The organism is Meishania litoralis (assembly GCF_042611095.1).
In the GTDB taxonomy this organism is placed as follows: Bacteria; Bacteroidota; Bacteroidia; order Flavobacteriales; family Flavobacteriaceae; genus Meishania; species Meishania litoralis.
Window position 1 is genome coordinate 625,078 of the sequence record NZ_JBHFPV010000001.1, and the last position, 18,561, is coordinate 643,638.

13 protein-coding genes are annotated in these 18,561 nt (G+C 43.5%); 3 read left to right on the forward strand and 10 right to left on the reverse strand.

The annotated features are described in order from the left end of the window. Positions 1-45: 45 nt before the first annotated feature. Positions 46-1,068 (reverse strand): Holliday junction branch migration DNA helicase RuvB, encoded by a 1,023-nt coding sequence (ruvB, locus tag ACEZ3G_RS02830; protein ID WP_432423960.1) that lies wholly within the window; start codon positions 1,066-1,068, stop codon positions 46-48. A 141-nt stretch (positions 1,069-1,209) separates the two neighbouring features. Here ruvB and pckA point away from each other — a divergent pair, with 141 nt between their 5' ends. After that, the gene (pckA, locus tag ACEZ3G_RS02835; protein WP_432423961.1) at positions 1,210-2,805 is read left to right on the forward strand and encodes a phosphoenolpyruvate carboxykinase (ATP); all 1,596 of its coding nucleotides are present in this window, start codon (positions 1,210-1,212) and stop codon (positions 2,803-2,805) included. Positions 2,806-2,925: 120 nt separating this feature from the next. Beyond that, complete coding sequence (locus ACEZ3G_RS02840; protein WP_432423962.1) at positions 2,926-5,190, forward strand: acyl-CoA dehydrogenase family protein; 2,265 nt, start codon at positions 2,926-2,928, stop codon at positions 5,188-5,190. Between the two features lie 9 nt (positions 5,191-5,199). Here ACEZ3G_RS02840 and ACEZ3G_RS02845 read toward each other — a convergent pair whose 3' ends face one another. From ACEZ3G_RS02845 to ACEZ3G_RS02885, 9 genes are all read right to left on the reverse strand, one after another. Then, positions 5,200-6,021, reverse strand: coding sequence for a GIN domain-containing protein (locus tag ACEZ3G_RS02845; RefSeq protein ID WP_432423963.1), 822 nt, complete (start codon positions 6,019-6,021; stop codon positions 5,200-5,202). 166 nt (positions 6,022-6,187) lie between these two features. Further along, the gene (locus ACEZ3G_RS02850) at positions 6,188-8,008 is read right to left on the reverse strand and encodes a cytochrome c oxidase subunit I (protein ID WP_432423964.1); all 1,821 of its coding nucleotides are present in this window, start codon (positions 8,006-8,008) and stop codon (positions 6,188-6,190) included. A gap of 39 nt (positions 8,009-8,047) precedes the next feature. Then, on the reverse strand, positions 8,048-9,106 hold the full coding sequence (locus tag ACEZ3G_RS02855; RefSeq protein WP_432423965.1) for a cytochrome c oxidase subunit II: 1,059 nt from the start codon (positions 9,104-9,106) through the stop codon (positions 8,048-8,050). Between the two features lie 28 nt (positions 9,107-9,134). Then, a complete protein-coding gene (locus tag ACEZ3G_RS02860; protein WP_432423966.1) occupies positions 9,135-10,466 on the reverse strand; it encodes a quinol:cytochrome C oxidoreductase in 1,332 nt (443 codons plus the stop codon). A 13-nt stretch (positions 10,467-10,479) separates the two neighbouring features. Continuing rightward, positions 10,480-11,040, reverse strand: coding sequence for a c-type cytochrome (locus ACEZ3G_RS02865; protein ID WP_432423967.1), 561 nt, complete (start codon positions 11,038-11,040; stop codon positions 10,480-10,482). 2 nt (positions 11,041-11,042) lie between these two features. Then, positions 11,043-11,573, reverse strand: a complete 531-nt coding sequence (locus ACEZ3G_RS02870; RefSeq protein WP_432423968.1) for a DUF3341 domain-containing protein — start codon at positions 11,571-11,573, stop codon at positions 11,043-11,045. 2 nt (positions 11,574-11,575) lie between these two features. After that, positions 11,576-13,330: an NrfD/PsrC family molybdoenzyme membrane anchor subunit gene (gene nrfD / locus ACEZ3G_RS02875; protein WP_432423969.1), complete on the reverse strand. Its 1,755-nt coding sequence runs from the start codon at positions 13,328-13,330 to the stop codon at positions 11,576-11,578. A gap of 37 nt (positions 13,331-13,367) precedes the next feature. Then, positions 13,368-16,529, reverse strand: coding sequence for a TAT-variant-translocated molybdopterin oxidoreductase (locus tag ACEZ3G_RS02880; protein ID WP_432423970.1), 3,162 nt, complete (start codon positions 16,527-16,529; stop codon positions 13,368-13,370). Between the two features lie 32 nt (positions 16,530-16,561). After that, positions 16,562-17,935: a cytochrome c3 family protein gene (locus tag ACEZ3G_RS02885; protein ID WP_432423971.1), complete on the reverse strand. Its 1,374-nt coding sequence runs from the start codon at positions 17,933-17,935 to the stop codon at positions 16,562-16,564. 232 nt (positions 17,936-18,167) lie between these two features. Between ACEZ3G_RS02885 and ACEZ3G_RS02890 the strand changes: the two genes are divergently transcribed. Continuing rightward, a complete protein-coding gene (locus ACEZ3G_RS02890; RefSeq protein ID WP_432423972.1) occupies positions 18,168-18,539 on the forward strand; it encodes an SPOR domain-containing protein in 372 nt (123 codons plus the stop codon). Positions 18,540-18,561: the final 22 nt, after the last annotated feature.

The following is an 18,561-nucleotide window of genomic DNA, read 5'->3' on the forward strand; positions in this document are numbered from 1 at the left end:
ACCGATTCAATAGGTTTACGACAAGATAAAAAGAAATTAGAAAGTTTAGAACAACCCCGGTTGGTTTCCCCCTTTGACCCTGCCCAAATGCCTATAAGCCAGTTCGGTGACTTCACGGCCCCGAGGGGTACGCATGATAAAACCCTGTTGGATCAAAAAAGGCTCGTAAACTTCCTCGATAGTTTCAGCACTTTCCGATACGGCAGTGGCCAGCGTAGTAATACCCACAGGACCACCCTTGAACTTATCGATAATGGTGGTAAGAATTTTATTGTCCATCTCATCAAGGCCATGTGCGTCAACATTTAAAGCCTTTAGCCCGTATTTTGAAATCTCCATATCGATATTACCATTTCCTTTGATCTGGGCGAAGTCGCGCACACGTCTCAGCAATGCGTTACAGATACGGGGTGTACCCCTGCTTCTACCAGCAATTTCTATCGCGGCATCATTGCTGATGGGAACCCTGAGTATATCTGCGCTTCGTTGCACGATCGTTGACAACAATTCGGTATCGTAGTATTCCAAACGACTAGAAATTCCGAAGCGTGCCCTCATGGGCGCGGTCAATAACCCCGAACGGGTGGTGGCCCCCACCAAGGTAAACGGGTTTAAATTGATTTGCACTGAACGGGCATTGGGGCCCGTTTCGATCATAATGTCGATTTTGTAATCTTCCATAGCCGAATAGAGATATTCTTCCACTATGGGGCTCAAACGATGAATCTCATCGATAAATAGAACATCTCTTTCTTCCAAATTGGTCAGCAGACCGGCCAAATCGCCCGGCTTGTCCAATACTGGTCCCGAGGTAACCTTAATTCCTACCTCAAGTTCGTTTGCGAGAATATGGGCGAGGGTGGTTTTACCGAGCCCTGGAGGGCCATGGAACAACGTATGATCCAGAGCTTCATTCCGTTGGTTGGCCGCCTGTACAAAAACCTTCAGGTTTTCAAGAACCTGCTCTTGACCGGTAAAATCGTCAAAACTCACCGGTCGCAAGGCTCTTTCGATATCTATTTCCTCTGGGGAAAGATGTTCACCTGTTGCATCCAAATACTCGTTCATATAAAAGCAAAGATACTAAAAGAAAGCCTCAAAAAATGTCCAATAGAACCTGCCTTATTAAAGCAAAATGACAATTATCATCTTTTTTGAATATAACAATCAAGACCTTTATGTTCAATTGTCCACATTAAACAAAAAACCATGTCAACACCATTCAATTTAGAAAATTATGGCATCCACACCACCAACATTTATAGAAATACCAGCGTCCCGATTCTATATGAACTGGGCCTCCGATTAGAAAAAGGCACCGCCATTTCAGATGTAGGTGCGCTTATGACCTATTCGGGCGAAAAAACGGGCCGCAGTCCAAAAGATAAACGTATTGTAAAGCATCCTGATTCAGAGGGCAACATCGATTGGGGATCTATCAATATCGGTTTGGACGAACATACTTTTATGGTCAATCATGAAAGGGCCATCGACTACCTGAACATTTGTGAACACCTGTATGTCGTAGATGCTTTTGCAGGCTGGGATCCAAAGTACCGGATAAAGACCCGAATTATCTGTACCAGGGCCTACCATGCACTCTTCATGCGAAATATGTTGATTATGCCCACGGAAGGAGAACTTGCCGATTTTGGAGAACCTGACTACGTTATTTTTAATGCAGGACAGTTTCCTGCGAATCAGTATACTTCGGAAATGACATCGAAAACCAGTGTCGATATCAATCTGGAAAGAAAGGAAATCGTGATTCTAGGCACCGAATATGCCGGTGAGATGAAAAAGGGAATCTTTTCGATCATGAACTATTTGATGCCTTTGCAAAATGTACTTCCGATGCATTGCTCGGCCAATGTGGGTGAAAATGACGATGTAACCATTCTATTCGGCCTTTCGGGTACGGGCAAAACCACACTGAGTGCCGACCCTAAACGAAAGCTCATCGGTGACGACGAACATTGCTGGACCAATGAAGGTACTTTTAATATTGAAGGTGGCTGTTATGCAAAGGCCATAGACCTTTCCGCTGAAAACGAGCCCGATATTTTCAATGCCATAAAATTTGGCACCGTACTTGAAAATGTGGTTTATAACAAGGAAACGCGGCAAGTGGATTATTCAGACACTTCTATTACCCAAAACACAAGGGCTTCTTATCCAATTCATTATATTGATAACGTTCAGATGCCATGTAAGGCAGGCCACCCCGAAAATATTACATTCCTGACCTGCGACGCTTTCGGGGTGCTGCCCCCGGTAAGCAAACTGAGCCCTGAACAAGCGAGTTATCACTTCATTTCAGGCTACACGGCCAAAGTGGCAGGTACCGAAATGGGCGTAACCGAGCCTCAGGCTACTTTCAGTGCCTGTTTCGGCGCTGCCTTTATGATGTGGCATCCGAACAAATATGCAGAGCTATTGGCCAAAAAAATCAAAGAGCACAAGGTCACGGCTTGGTTGGTCAATACCGGATGGACAGGTGGCGCCCATGGTGTAGGTTCAAGGATCAAATTGAAATACACCCGTGCCATGATCGACGCCATTCACAACAAAGATTTTGATAGCGTAGATTTTGTTAAAGATGAGGAATTCGGGTTCCAAATTCCAACGAGCTGTCCGGGTGTGCCTTCCGAGGTTCTTGTTCCGAAAAACACTTGGGATGACAAAGCCAAATACGATGAAGTCAAAAAGAAACTCATAAAACTCTTCACCGATAATTTCAAGCAGTTCGCAACCGATGTCAATGCGGATATTGTTGCGGCAGGGCCTAAAAATTTAGCGTCATAATATTAGTTAGTCATAATTCTGTTTTCAGAAAGTCTCCGTCGTGCCAATACGGCGGGGACTTTTGTTTTACCCGGTCAAAAGGTGATACACATATTGCTCTAAATATTGTAATTTCATTGCATGCAAGAAAACGATTATTCCCCAGGGCTTCTTCAATACATTCCCTTTTTCTATGTCATTTGGTCCGATGACCTTATAACGGCCTCTGAGCTGAATATTGTTCAAAAAGCCATTGCCCAAGACACCGCGCTTACAAAAGGCGAACAAGACCTATTGTTTTCATGGTTGAATCCTGAAAGTCCGCCTTCGGATGAGGAGTTTAAAAAATGGAAACACGTTGTATCGAGTTCTAAAGTCAAGTTGATCGAAAGCGAGACCTATCCATTGACTACCTTCAGCCAAAAGGTCGTTTGCCAGTATCATGATACTTGTCCGTTTAACGACAACCTAAAACATATCGAGGTAAATCTGGGCATACAGCCCAATCACTACAACCATCTTTTTGATGTGGAAGTGGTTCATGAAAGTACTTCCGATTTTTATGACGCCAAGGAAATCGACATGCTTTTAAAGGGAAAGCACGCCAATGTTGTAGATGATTTCAGAACCGTTTTAAAGAACGGTATTTTTAAATGGGACATCCATAGAAATAAGGAAGAATTTCGTGAAGTTGTTCTGGATCAAGTAAAGTTTCTTGCCGACAAAGGCTATGGGGCCCTGGCGTACCCCAGCGAGTACGGCGGAACAGGAAATATGGAAGGCTATGCATATATTTTCGAAAACCTGATATACGCCGACGCCAGTCTTACGATAAAATTCGGGGTACAATTTGGCCTTTTCGGAGGGAGTATTCAAAAATTGGGTACCAAAAAACATCATGACAAATACCTGAACGATGCCGGCAACGCACATTTATTGGGCTGCTTCGCGATGACAGAAACCGGTCATGGATCCAATGTTAGGGGCATTAAAACGACCGCTACTTACGACAAGACATCAGATAATATTATTATTCACACTCCCGGAAGAAATGATAACAAAGAATATATCGGCAATGCCCTTCATTCAAAAATAGCCTCGGTGTTCGCGCAGCTCATCGTGGACGGAAAGAACCAAGGTGTACATGCTATTTTAGTTCCCCTCAGGGATTCTGACCATAACGTACTTCCGGGAATCAAAGTGGCCGACAATGGCTACAAACTAGGATTGAACGGTGTGGATAATGGTAAAATATGGTTTGATCAGGTTTCGGTTCCTCGAGAAAATCTTTTGGACAAATATGGCAAGATCGAATCGGACGGCACATACCATTCGGACATTAAGAATCCTAACAAGCGTTTTTTTACCATGTTGGGTACACTGGTGGGGGGAAGAATCTGCGTAGCGCGGGCCGGGCTAGGAGGTGCTAAAATGGCCCTTGCAATAGCCGCTAAACATGCACTTAAACGCAGACAGTTCAACGATAGCATCAAAATACAGGAAGATTTATTGATGGACTATCCAACGCACCAATTACGTTTGACACCTTTGGTCGCCAGCGCCTATGTATATCATGTTGTCTTGGATAAAATGATGGAAATCTATTGTGATGATGCGCAGCCCGACAAGCGAAAAGTCGAGACACAGGTCGCAGGGCTCAAGTCTATTATCACATGGTATGCCAATGAAACAATTCAAGAGTGCCGCGAGGCCTGTGGTGGAAAGGGATATCTTATCGAAAATCGAATTGCCGACCTCAAGGGCGATGTTGATATCTTTACGACTTTTGAAGGCGACAATACAGTACTATTACAATTGGCCGCCAAAGGTGTACTTTCCGATTTCAAAGCTGAATTCAATAGCGCCGGTTTTACTTCGGTCCTTAAAATATTGGGCATGCAGTTAAGTGATAAGCTCACCACAATCAATCCGGTTTATTCGAACAAGGTCGATAAGGATCATTTGTACAACCCAAAGTTTCACAAGCACGCCTTCGACTATAGAACCCGACGATTGACCTATACCTTGGCCATGCGCATTCGAGATTACATCAAAAAGGGCATTCCATCGTATCAGGCTTTTTTGAAAGTGCAGACCCATCTTTTGGTATTGGGCAAAGCCTATAGTCATGAATTGGCTTACAACATTTATTGCGATTTCACCAATGGAATTACCGATAAAAAAAATAGGTTGCTTTTTGAAAAACTTGGAACACTACATGCCTTGCATGAACTTCGAAAAGATGCCAGCTGGTATCTCGAACAAGGCTATTTTGGCAGCAACAAATCAAAGGCGATCCGTCAACGGGTCGAAAGATTATCTACCGAGTTGCGCCCTCATATTGGTGTACTTGTAGACGGATTCGGTATTCCCTCGCATTGTATGACCGCGCCTATTGCCGAATAAAAAACCGCGCTACTTTTCTCTATGAAGTTGTGACGTGTCGAGAAAATCAATCAATTTGATTTTTGCCGGACCATAAAAATAGGTTTTCGAATCACCTCGCGAAGAAAGTTCAAAATCTGCGTATGCATTGATACGCGCGCTTGGCGAACCTTCTAGATCCGCACTTACCGTATTGGCTTCCAATTTTTCAGCTTTTAGGCTTGAATTACCCGAAATATTGACTAAAAATGTATTGGTAGTTCCTTCCAACTTTGCCCCCGCACTCTCGGTCATTTTTAATATGTTTGAATCACTTACTGCATAAATACCGACATCGATTCGATCTTTTAGAACTATATTCAAAGAATCGCTGTTGATATTTAAATCGCCCGAACTGCTTCCTTCCATATGTACTTGAACAAATGTACTATTGGTGTTCAATTGTAATTTGGAACTGCCAAAAGTATTGATATAAAGCTGCTCACTTGAAATGATGTCCTTCATTTCAATTCGACCATCGAACATCGTTACGGACTCTAAGTAATTATAATCGATTGTAATATCCAACTTCTTTTTACCGGTAATCTTGTAATACGATGTGATGATCAAAGTACTGTCTTGAACTTCAAATTTCAGTACATCGATCAAGTTGTCGTCAGCAGAAATAGCATAACCTTCAGATGAAGCCTTCTGTAAGGTGATATCCAGATCATCTTTTAACTCTATTGCGTTGAAGGCCGGCAGGCTCTCGCTTACCTCTACAACGTTCCTGTTACCCTTGATCTTTGGTTTGCGCTGACCCATCGCCTGAAAACATAAGATCAGGGCGATAAAAAATATCATGTTCTTCATATCGTATTCTTGTTATCAAGGAAGCTATTTTCTTTCTTGAATCGAAACCTTCCTTTAAAATAGAAAAACTCCCTCAAAACCCATACCGGGGAATTATGAACTAAATGTATCAAAAAAAATGCCCAACTTAAAAAGTAGGGCATTTTTGTCAAAACAAATAAAAGTTTTAATGCTGCAATTCTTCCTCATCCTCTTGTAGAGGTACCGTTTGCGGCACAAAATCTTGACCTGGAATCACATAATCACCATTCTCATCGGTCTTACTGTAATCATATGCCCAACGATGAACTTCAGGTATTGGTCCGTCCCAGTTACCGTGAATATGCTTAACCTCGGCAGTCCATTCCAAAGTAGTGGCTTTCCATGGATTTTTAGGACCTTTCTTCCCGAAGAAGATACTGCTTATAAAATTATAGGCAAATACCAATTGAGCACCCGCAGTTATCAGCGCGAAAACGGTCATCAACACCTGTATGTTGGTCATCTCGTCGAACATTGGAAAAGCGGTGTTCTCATAATATCTTCTAGGTACCCCGGCCATACCGATAAAGTGCATCGGAAAAAATATACCGTACGATCCGACCGCGGTAATCCAAAAATGGACATAACCCAAATTTTTATTCATCATTTTACCCTCGAACATTTTGGGAAACCAGTGGTAAACTCCAGCAAACAATCCATATAATGCGGAAATACCCATTACCAAATGGAAGTGAGCTACCACGAAATAGGTGTCATGGACATTGATATCCAAGGCGCTGTCACCTAAGATGATTCCCGTCAATCCCCCGGTAATGAAAGTCGATACCATGGCAATGGAAAACAACATACCAGGGTTCATCTGTAAGTTTCCTTTCCATAAGGTGGTAATCCAGTTAAACGCCTTTACAGCTGAAGGAATGGCGATCAACAAGGTTGTAAATGTAAATACCGATCCAAGAAAGGGATTCATTCCGGAAATAAACATGTGATGGCCCCAAACTATGGTCGACAAAAATGCAATGGCTATGATAGATGCAATCATGGCCCGGTATCCGAAAATCGGCTTTCGTGAATTAACCGCCATAACTTCAGATACGATACCCATTGCTGGAAGAATTACGATGTATACCTCAGGGTGTCCAAGGAACCAGAACAGGTGTTCGTACAATACCGGCGAACCGCCTTGATAATGCAACACTTCTCCCTGAATAAAGATATCAGATAGGAAAAAAGATGTTCCGAAGCTTCTATCCATCAACAACAGCAATGCCGCCGAAAGCAACACGGGAAAGGAAATTACCCCGATAATCGCCGTTACCAAAAATGCCCAAATAGTCAACGGCAGCCTGGTCATTGACATTCCCTTCGTCCTTAAATTGAGTACCGTAACAATATAGTTCAATGAGCCCAATAGTGAGGAAGCAATGAAAATTGCCATGGATACCAACCATAGGGTCATACCCATACCTGAACCTGCCTGTGCCATTGGCAACGCACTAAGGGGCGGATAAATCGTCCAACCAGCTGCCGCCGGTCCGGCCTCGACGAATAATGAAATCACCATGATAACGCTTGACAAGAAGAAGAGCCAGTATGAAATCATATTCAAAAAGCCCGATGCCATATCTCGTGCACCTATCTGCAACGGTATCAATAGATTACTGAAAGTACCACTCAAACCAGCAGTCAATACGAAGAATACCATAATAGTTCCATGAATGGTAACCAAGGCCAAATACATATCGGCATCCATAACCCCGCCGGGGGCCCACTTGCCCAATAATGTTTCCAAAATCGGAATGGATTCACCGGGCCAGGCCAACTGCATTCTGAACATAAGCGACATGGCTATACCAATGGTTCCCATAATAAGGCCCGTAATCAAATATTGCTTTGAGATCATCTTGTGATCTTGGCTAAAGATATATTTGGTTATAAAGGTCTCTTTGTGATGATGATGCCCTTCTGCATGATCTTCTACGTGTGCGTGTGCTGTGGCAGACATTCTTATTTTGTTTTTATTAATCTTGTAAAACTATATAATCTATTGCATCGAAGCCATCGTCTGACCGAACGTCTGTTGCGCCTTCATCCATTCGTTGTATTCTTCTTCGGTCTCAACAATAATTTTCATCTGCATATTATAATGTGACTTTCCGCAAATTTTGTTACAGAGCAAAACATAGTCGAATTCCCACGGATCTGAATTGGGTTCGCCGTTCGCAGCCCTTTCGGCCCTGATAATATTCGTTCGTTCGACCTTATCGATAACATCAGGGTTTTGTCTCATATCGGCAGTTGTTGTTATCGGTGTAAAAGAAAACTCTGTAATCATACCCGGAACACAGTTCATTTGGGCCCTGAAATGAGGAAAATAAGCCGAATGCAGAACATCTTGCGAACGAAATTTAAAGTTGACCTTTCGACCGACCGGAAGGTGCAGTTCTTTAACAATTACGTCATCGGAAGCATAGGTGTCGGCTTCGTCGAGTCCGAGTACGTTCGCCCTGTCGATATCGATCATCCTAACATTGGCCCCTCCTAATACGTTATCGGCCCCCGCATAGCGCGCGGTCCAGTTGAATTGTTGGGCATAGAGCTCCACAACCAAGGGGTCATCATCTTCGTTAATGTCCATTATATTGGTCCACGTGTACAACCCCCAAAGGATCAATGCAGCCAATACGATAACGGGAATAATAGTCCAAATTGCTTCCAACTTATTACTATCGGCAAAGAACAGTGCCCTTCTACCTGCCTTACCACGATATTTATAGGCAAAATAATGCAACAAGAACTGGGTAAGCGTCTGTACGATGAAAATGATCACAAAAGACATCAGCATCAAGCTATCGTACTCGGCACCATGGGCCGAAGATGCCTCGGGCAAAAGAAACTTGCCGTATTTCCAAAAACTAAAAATGGTTATTGCATAAATGAATATCAGAAACGCAAGCAATAGGTACGCATTGTTCTTGTTGTCCTGTTCGTTCGCAATCTGTGCAGTCTCCGTTCTCAACTGGGATAATTCGAAAATTTTGGTCATTTGCCAAATGGCAATGAAAACCAGTATTAAAACGGCTAAAGTTAATAATGTAGTCATCGTATGATTTAGTATTATACTTTACTTACTAATAGTGAAAATGCTTGCTTTCTTCAATAAATGGATTACGTTTCGGTTGCAATGGCACAGTTGAAAGTGCCCTGAAAACCCAAAAAATAAAGAATCCTGCAAAAAACATTATCGCACCGATCTCAGTGGTACCAATGTACCATTGGTCTCCTACGGTCGAAGGCATGATCATATTGAATATATCAATATAGTGTCCTACCAAAATTATAATTCCGGCCATGATCACAAACCAATTGACACGCTTGAAATCACTATTCATCAATATCAAGAAAGGAAACACGAAGTTCATCGCCACCATTCCAAAAAATGGCAGTTTATAATCTTCGATGCGGGCAACGAAATAGGTAACCTCTTCCGGAATGTTCGAATACCATATCAACATGAATTGCGAAAACCATAGGTAGGTCCAGAAAATACTGAAACCGAACATAAACTTGGCCAAATCATGTATGTGGCTATCGTTAACATCGGGCAAATGGCCTTTTGATTTTAAGTAGATGGTTACCATCGCTATTACGGTCACCCCTGAAACTATCATACCGGCAAAAGTATACCAACCGAACAAGGTACTGAACCAGTGTGGTTCCACGCTCATGAGCCAATCCCAAGACATAATCGATTCTGAAACCAAATAGAAAACCAAAAAAGCGGCCGATATTCTAAAGTTTAGTTTGAAATTGGAATTATCATCGGCCTCATCTTGTTTCAAGGATAATTTTCTTGAATACTCACGATATAAAATCCAACCGCCCAAAAAGATAGCGGCACGAATCAAAAAGAAGACGGGATTCAGATAACCCGATTTTCCCTGCAGCAGATGGTCATGGGCCACAACATCGGCGTCCATCCAAACGAACAAGTGGTTCATGTGCATTACCGAAAGTACCAGAATGACGAATACGATTATACCTCCAGGAACCAAATAAGCCGTTATACCTTCCATGACCCTGAACAACAAAGGTGACCAACCGGCCTGCGCGGCACGCTGAATCGCATAAAAGGCCAATACTCCCAAGGAAATCATCATGAAAAAGAACGCGGCAACATATAAAGCGGCCCACGGCTTGTTGCGCAATTGCTGAAGTAGATGCTCGTCATGTGAAGAATCATGTACTTCCCCATGACTTTCTGCCGCGACTCCATGCCCTTCATCGGCATGTGTTGCCTCGGCACCATGTGAACCTCCGTGACCATCACCATGGGCTGCAACCATTTCTTTTGCCTCTTCTACGGTACTCGGCATTGTAACAAAACCATAAGCCATTGCCAAGGCACCTACTACCATCAAAACGATGGCACCAATTTTTAACCTATTCGAAATTGTGTACATATTTAGCTATGTATTATTTTATTAAGTCTTGCTTCAACTTCATGACATACTCCGACACCTGCCACATTTCATGTGTATTCAATTGAGCGGCATAAGAACCCATTGAGTTCAAGCCATACTGAATTGTATGAAAACTAGTGCCTACCGTAATATTACGGGCGGCATCGGCATAACTGGGCACACCCAAGATTTTTTCACGTTTGACCAATGTACCTTGACCATCACCTTTGTCGCCATGACAGATGGCACAGTAAATGGTATAAAGCTCACGGCCGGCAGCCAAATTTTTGTCCATCTGCAAAGAATCCAAAGGGCTCTGGTTCAACCTTGCCAGTTCTTTTCCTTCTGGAGTATTTTCAAACTCATACGGCATCCATCCGCGTGGTATCGTATTGGCTGGAGGCACCATCGCCTCTTGGTTACTTGGCAAAAAGCCAATCTCGCCGTAAGTCTCATAACCCACAGGCTCATACATATTGGGCATGTATTGATAGTTGCGGCTTTTTTCATGCATACAAGAGGCCGTTATAAAAAGAAGGCCAAATACGCCGATTATTTTTCCAACACTTTTCATACTTAATGAAGGTTTTTTTCTGATACGTTTATCTCTACAGCACCGGTATCCAACAGTAGATCTTTCAATTCTTTTTCATTGTCATGAATTTCGATTTCCATGACAAAATGGTCGTCCGTAGTACGCACATCAGGATTTTCCGCTTTTTTGAACGGCCATAGTTTACTTCTTAAATAGAAGGTAATAACCATTAAGTGTGCGGCAAAAAACACCGTCAATTCGAACATGATCGGTACGAATGCCGGCATGTTCTCGATATAGCTGAAACTGGGTTTGCCACCGATATCCTGTGGCCAGTCTTCGATCATAATATAGTTCATCATCACGATGGCCACGGTCAAGCCCAAACAACCGTACATAAATGATGTAATGGCAATACGTGTCGGGGCAAGGCCCATTGCCTTGTCCAAACCATGTACTGGAAACGGGCAATATACTTCTTCGATATGATGCTTTGCAGTTTTTACTTTCTTGACCGCATGCATCAGCACATCGTCATCATTGTAATATGCGTGAATAACTTTTGATGCCATTTCTACTTCTTGTTATTTAATTTTCTTGCCTGACCTGCCCAATCGTCACGTTGCGCTCTTCCCGGGAAAGCCTCGGTAATGGAATCCAACAGGTTATATTCTTTTTCGGTCATTCGGCTTACCTGTGAAAACGTGAAAATTCCAATCTGGTTCAAGGTTTTTTCCATTTTCGGACCTATTCCTTTGACTTTCTTCAAATCATCGGGCGTTTCCTTAGAGGGGTCAAAAGTACCGATGGAATCAAGCAAACTTGAAACTTCCTTCTTTTCCGATGGAGCTACTCTAGGTTTTTCCTCGACTACATTTTCAACGACTTCATTAACAAGTTCTTTTTCTTTCACAACACCACTTTTACCAATCTGGTATAATGGCTGACCAGCATCTCGCAACCTCTTGTATTTCTCCCCGGATGATTTCAAAATAGACTTAACCTCTGCCTGGGCAATGACCGGGAACGTTCTGGCGTATAAAAGAAATAATACGAAAAAGAATCCCAAGGTACCAACGAAAATCCCTATATCGACATAGGTTGGAGAGAACATTGTCCATGAAGAAGGAAGATAATCCCTATGTAACGAGGTTACGATAATCACAAAACGCTCGAACCACATACCTATGTTCACGATAATCGAAATAAAGAATGAGAACATAATGCTGGTACGCAATTTCTTGAACCACATGAACTGGGGTGAGAACACATTACAGGTCATCATTGCCCAATAGGCCCACCAGTACGGTCCGGTCGCCCTGTTCAAAAAGGCGTATTGTTCGTATTCGACTCCCGAATACCACGCCATGAAAAGTTCGGTGATATAGGCACAGCCCACAATCGAACCTGTAATCATTATCACTATGTTCATCAACTCGATATGCTGTACTGTAATGTAGGCCTCTAAATGACAAACCTTACGCATAATGATCAAAAGCGTGTTCACCATCGCAAAGCCCGAGAAAACGGCCCCAGCGACAAAATACGGTGGAAATATGGTCGTATGCCAACCCGGAATCACCGACGTGGCAAAGTCAAACGATACGATGGTGTGTACCGAAAGTACGAGTGGGGTGGCCAAACCTGCCAGTACCAAAGACACTTCCTCGAAACGTTGCCAATCCTTGGCACGTCCCGTCCATCCAAAGCTCAAAAGACTATAAATCTTCTTTTGAAAGGGTTTTACGGCCCGATCACGGATCATCGCAAAATCTGGCAAAAGCCCCGTGTACCAGAAGACCAACGAGACTGATAAATATGTGGAAATCGCAAATACGTCCCAAAGCAAGGGTGAGTTGAAGTTGACCCATAGGGATCCAAACTGGTTAGGAATGGGCAATACCCAATATCCTACCCAAACACGCCCCATGTGAATTACCGGGAATAGACCCGCCTGAATAACCGAGAAAATGGTCATCGCTTCAGCGGAACGGTTGATGGCCATTCTCCATTTTTGCCTAAAAAGCAATAATACGGCCGAAATCAATGTTCCAGCGTGACCGATACCTACCCACCAAACAAAGTTGGTAATATCCCAGGCCCAGCCAACGGTTTTGTTCAATCCCCAAACACCTATTCCGGTAGAAATGGTATAAACTATACAACCGACCCCCCATAGGAATGCCGCCAAGGAAATGGAAAAAACAATCCACCAATGTTTATTGGCCCTTCCTTCGATAGGAGCGGCGATATCCACTGATACATCGTGGTAATCCTTATCTCCAATTACCAAGGGTCTTCGTATAGGTGCTTCGTAATGCGACGCCATAATTTATTATCTAGTTACGTTCCTTCTTTTCGTGTGTTTATGCTTCGTTGGTATTTCTCACTTTAACGTGATAGAAAACATTAGGTTTGGTGCCGATATGCTCCAACAAATGGTACATTCGATCACTCTTCTTTAATTCGGCCACCTTGCTGTCCTCATCGTTCACATCCCCGAACACCATGGCTCCACTACCACAGGCCGCCGAACAGGCAGTCTGGAATTCACCATCCTTAATCGATCTTCCATCACGCTTGGCATCCAATATCGTCTTCTGTGTTTTTTGGATGCACATAGAGCATTTTTCCATTACTCCACGCGACCGAACATTGACATCAGGATTGATTACCATTTTGCCCAGATCATTGTTCATATAGTAATCGAACTCGTCGTTGTTATTGTACAGGAACCAATTGAACCTACGTACTTTATACGGACAGTTGTTCGCACAATATCGGGTTCCTACACAACGATTGTAAGCCATATGGTTTTGTCCTTGACGACTGTGTGAAGTTGCGGCCACAGGACACACCGTTTCACAAGGGGCGTGATTACAATGCTGGCACATTACGGGTTGAAACGCCACTTGAGGATTGGCCGAAGGACTCTCCATTTCGCCAAAACCGCCCAGCGACCCTTTTTCTCCCCAAAGACCGTCAAGTTCTTCTTTCTTGGTATCGTCTTCTTCGAAAGTATCTTGTGAAGAATAATATCTATCGATACGCAACCAGTGCATATCGCGACTCTTTCTAACTTCTTCCTTACCGACTACCGGAACATTGTTTTCCGCATGGCACGCAATAACGCAAGCCCCACAACCGGTACATGCATTTAAATCGATTGACAGGTTAAAATGATGCCCTATCGAACGGTCAAAGCTATCCCACAAATCAACAGTTGTGGCCGGAACTTCTTGATGGTTCAATGAAACCTGGGGTACCGGGTTCCATTCGGCATGATTGCGCGTGTTGAAAACTTCAAGGGTCGTTTCCTTAATGATATCGCCCCTACCCATGAGCGTATTATGCAATTGAACACAAGCAAACTCATGCTCTCCAAAAGATTTTTCCAAAGTTACGGTCTGGGAAGCATTAAAATCTTGATATAAGGCATAAGCATTAACCCCCGTCTGCATTTCAGACTTCATTCCGACTTTCTTTCCATAGCCGAAAGAAAGACCAACAGATCCGTTCGCCTGGCCAGGTTGAACGATTACGGGAACCTTGTCAATGGAAACCCCATTAACCGTTAACTTAGCATAACTACCGTTCAATCCGCCGTTGGCAACATTGAAGTTTTCCAAGCCTAATTTCTCGGCATCGGCTTTTGAAACGGTCACATAATTGTCCCATGAAACCCTGGTAATGGGATCGGGGAATTCTTGCAACCAAGGGTTACCAGCTTGCTGGCCGTCGCCCATGCCCACTTTTGAATATAGGGTCAATTCCATTCCACCGCCACTTGTGGCGTTTGAAAGATTACGTACCGCCGAAGCAATCGGCACGGCGGCCGTTTCGGCCACTTCTTCAGATTCAGAACCAACTTCTTTATCACCAACCACGGCCGTCGATATGGCCGGATCAGCGGTTTCACCTTCCAAGACCATAGCCTCACCAGCGGATACAAAAACACCATCTTGAAGTGCCTGGTTCCAACTACCTCCGTTAAGAATGTTCGTATTCCAGGTTTCCTTAATATAATCATAATAGGTTTGGCCCCTATCCATCCATTTTAACAATGCACCCTGAAATTGTCGGGTATCGAATAATTCACGGATTACAGGTTGTGCCAAACTATAATATCCTTTTTTGAACTGGGCATCTCCCCAAGATTCCAAATAATGGTTGGAAGCCGCAGCATAGGTGGTAACCTCTGTCGTTTCGTTCCAATTTGCAGTGAACGAAACGGAAAGGGCCACTTTATCAAGACCTTCTTTAAAATCGGCCGTATTTGGCAAGGAATACATCGGGTTGACACCATCCATCAATAAAACACCTACCTTGCCCGCCTTCATATCGGCAATCAATTGATTGACCGCATCTACATTACCCTGTCTCGTATATCTTGGAGCAACGGTATCGAAAGCTTTGCTGCCCAACATTTCGTTTATTGCAAGCACAACGGACTGGGCGTCTACATCGTCTAGTCCTGTTACCACAACGGCAGCCGAGGTATTCTTTCTAATATCTGCGGCAGCATTGTCAACGGCTCTTTGCGCGTAATCGGGAAGCTCACCACCGATACTTGTACCATTCAAAGTAGCATATAGCTTGGCCAAGGCGACTTTCTGTTGCATCGGCGTCAAGGGCACTCTTTTATCCGCATTGGCACCGGTCAACGACATATTCGCCTCGAACTGTACGTGGCGTGACATTTTTCCATTCTTAGGGATACGTCCTTTGGAATAGCCGCTATCATAACCGCCACCTTGCCAGTCTCCCAAGAAATCGGCACCAAATGAAACTATCGTTTCCGCCTTTTCAAAATCATAATCGGCCATTGCGCGCTGACCATATCTGTTTTCGAACGCGGTCAACGCCGCATCTTCAGATATGGCATCATAGACCACATGGTTTACATTTACATAGGTCTCTTTGAACTCGGAAATCAATCTTTCAGTAGATGGACTCGCATAGGTCGGTGTCAAGACTGCAATTTGTTTTCCTGAATTTTTAGCCGTTGCCAGCTGGGCCTTGACCGTTGCGTCCAATGCATCCCAATCTACAGGTTCTCCATTGGCAACAGGCCCTTGTAATCTTGTACTATCATATAGCGATAAGACCGAGGCCTGCACCCTGGCATTTGCATTACCACCTACTTTGGCGTCGGTATTGTTCTCTATTTTTATCGGACGGCCCTCTCTGGTCTTTACTAATATACTGGCAAAATCAAAACCATTGGCTATCGTAGTGGCATAATAGTTTGATACTCCCGGAACAATAGTTTCGGGCTGCACTACATAAGGAATTGATTTTACCACAGGGCCTTCACATGCCGCCATGGCAGCAGCAGCGGTACTGAACCCGACATATTTTAGGAAATCACGTCTATTGGTCTGGCTTGAGTCCAAAGTTTCCTTATCACCCAAAAATTGGTCAACAGGAATCTCTTCAACAAACTCATTCTGCCGTAGCGTCTCAACAATGGAATCGTTAGGATTTAACTCCGCTTCGCTTTTCCAATATTTTTTATTCGATGCCATACGTATAATTCTGTAATTAGCTGCTTAGTTCTTTAATAATGACACTTCCCACACTCCAATCCACCCATCTGGGCTGCCGTTAGGTTCTCGACCCCATATTTCTTGGAAAGCTCGGCATGTATTTTTTCGTAGTACTCGTTACCCTCGACCTTTACGTTGGTCTCCCTATGACAATTGACACACCAACCCATGGTCAATGACGAATATTGGTACATGATCTCCATTTCCTCGACGGGGCCATGACAAGTCTGGCATTCAAGACCGGCCACCGATACATGCTGCGAATGGTTGAAATAGGCAAAGTCGGGCAAATTATGGATTCGAATCCATTCTATCGGTTGCGATTCGCCAGTATATTTTTGATTTTCCTCGTCCCATCCAACCGCTTTGTACAATTTTTTAATTTCTCCGGTATAGAATTCATTCGTATAGCCGTTTGCCAAATCTTCCCTGCTCGGACCTTCGGGATTACCCTTGTATTCGTAAATCGATTTGTGGCAGTTCATACAAACATTCAACGATGGAATACCCGAGGTTTTGGAAACCCTTGCCGAAGAGTGACAGTATTTACATTCTATTTTGTTGTCCCCGGCATGAATTTTATGCGAATAGTGGATTGGTTGAATGGGCTGGTATCCTTGATCCACACCGACCTGCATCATCCAACCATAGGCAAAGTAACCTGCGGTCAACAACAATAGGATAGAAGTGACCAAAACCAAAAACTGGTTTTTGGCAAAAGCCTTCCAAATCGGGGTTCGGTTTCCGAATTCTTTTTCGACATCGATCCCATTGGAGGCCATCACCCTTTTCAAAGTCTTGTTCACCGAGAACAACATGAACACCAAAAGCGCAAAGACCAAGGCCAAGGCCCCAAGAATCAATTCATTTGATATGCCCGATGATTTGGCATCGGAACCCGCATCGGTCACTACCGTAGCAGCCGCAGCGGGAGCTGCCACAGGAGCGGCCGTATAAGCCAAAATATCATCGATATCCGCGTCCGATAAGGTCGGAAAAGCCGTCATTGCCGCCTGATTGTACTCATTATATATCTTATTGGCATAAGCGTCGCCCGATTTGATCATACCAGGACTATTCTTAATCCATGCATACAGCCAAGCCTTATCCAACCCTTCGTCATCTGCCAAGCGGCTTTCTACGTTTGCAAGGGCAGGCCCTGTCATTTTACGGTCCAAGGCGTGACAAGCGGCACAATTTTGATTAAAAAGAGTCTTTCCTTTCACGGCATCGCCCGCACCCGACCCCTCAGTTACCTCTGTGATATCGCTCTGCTCGACGGCCGCGTCTTCTTGCGCAATAACCGATTGTGAAAAAAACAGGATTAGTAGTAAACTGAAACCTAAAACTTTGGCTAGTTGATCGCGGTATTTACCCTCTTTCATATATAAAATATTTCAAAAGAAACTTTGGCACGATAATTCCTTTCTAAAGGATAAAAGTGGTGGTTATCCGTACCTAAATTGATGGCAAAAATACGACATAGACTTTATTTTGAAAATGTTAACGGATTTATAATTTATAATTTATAATTGTTCTAAATAAATGGAGATTAATTACCTTTCACAATTAAAAACTACCTTTGTCGAACACATTAATACTCAATCGGATAACAATATGAAATCCTTCTTTTTCATGCTGGCCGTCACGTTTGCCACCACATATGGAAGGGCACAAAATGGCAACATAAACATCAAGCAGGACCAGAAAATAGCCGAACTGCTCGATATCTACAAATCTGCTAATTCGGATACCGAATACTATACGATACAGGTAGGTTTCGGATCAAGTTCGAAAGCCGAAAAAATCAAATCGGAGGTCGAGATAGACTTTCCCGAACTTCCGGCAAGAACGGTTTTTGACTCCCCGACTTTTCGTGTTCGCGTCGGTCGTTTCAAGAAAAAACTCGATGCAGAACGAAAGTTCATCGAAGTGCGAGAAAAATATCCTGATGCGATGTTGTTAAAACCAAAAAAATCGACCAAGTAGGTCGATTTTTTTCCTTTTTTCA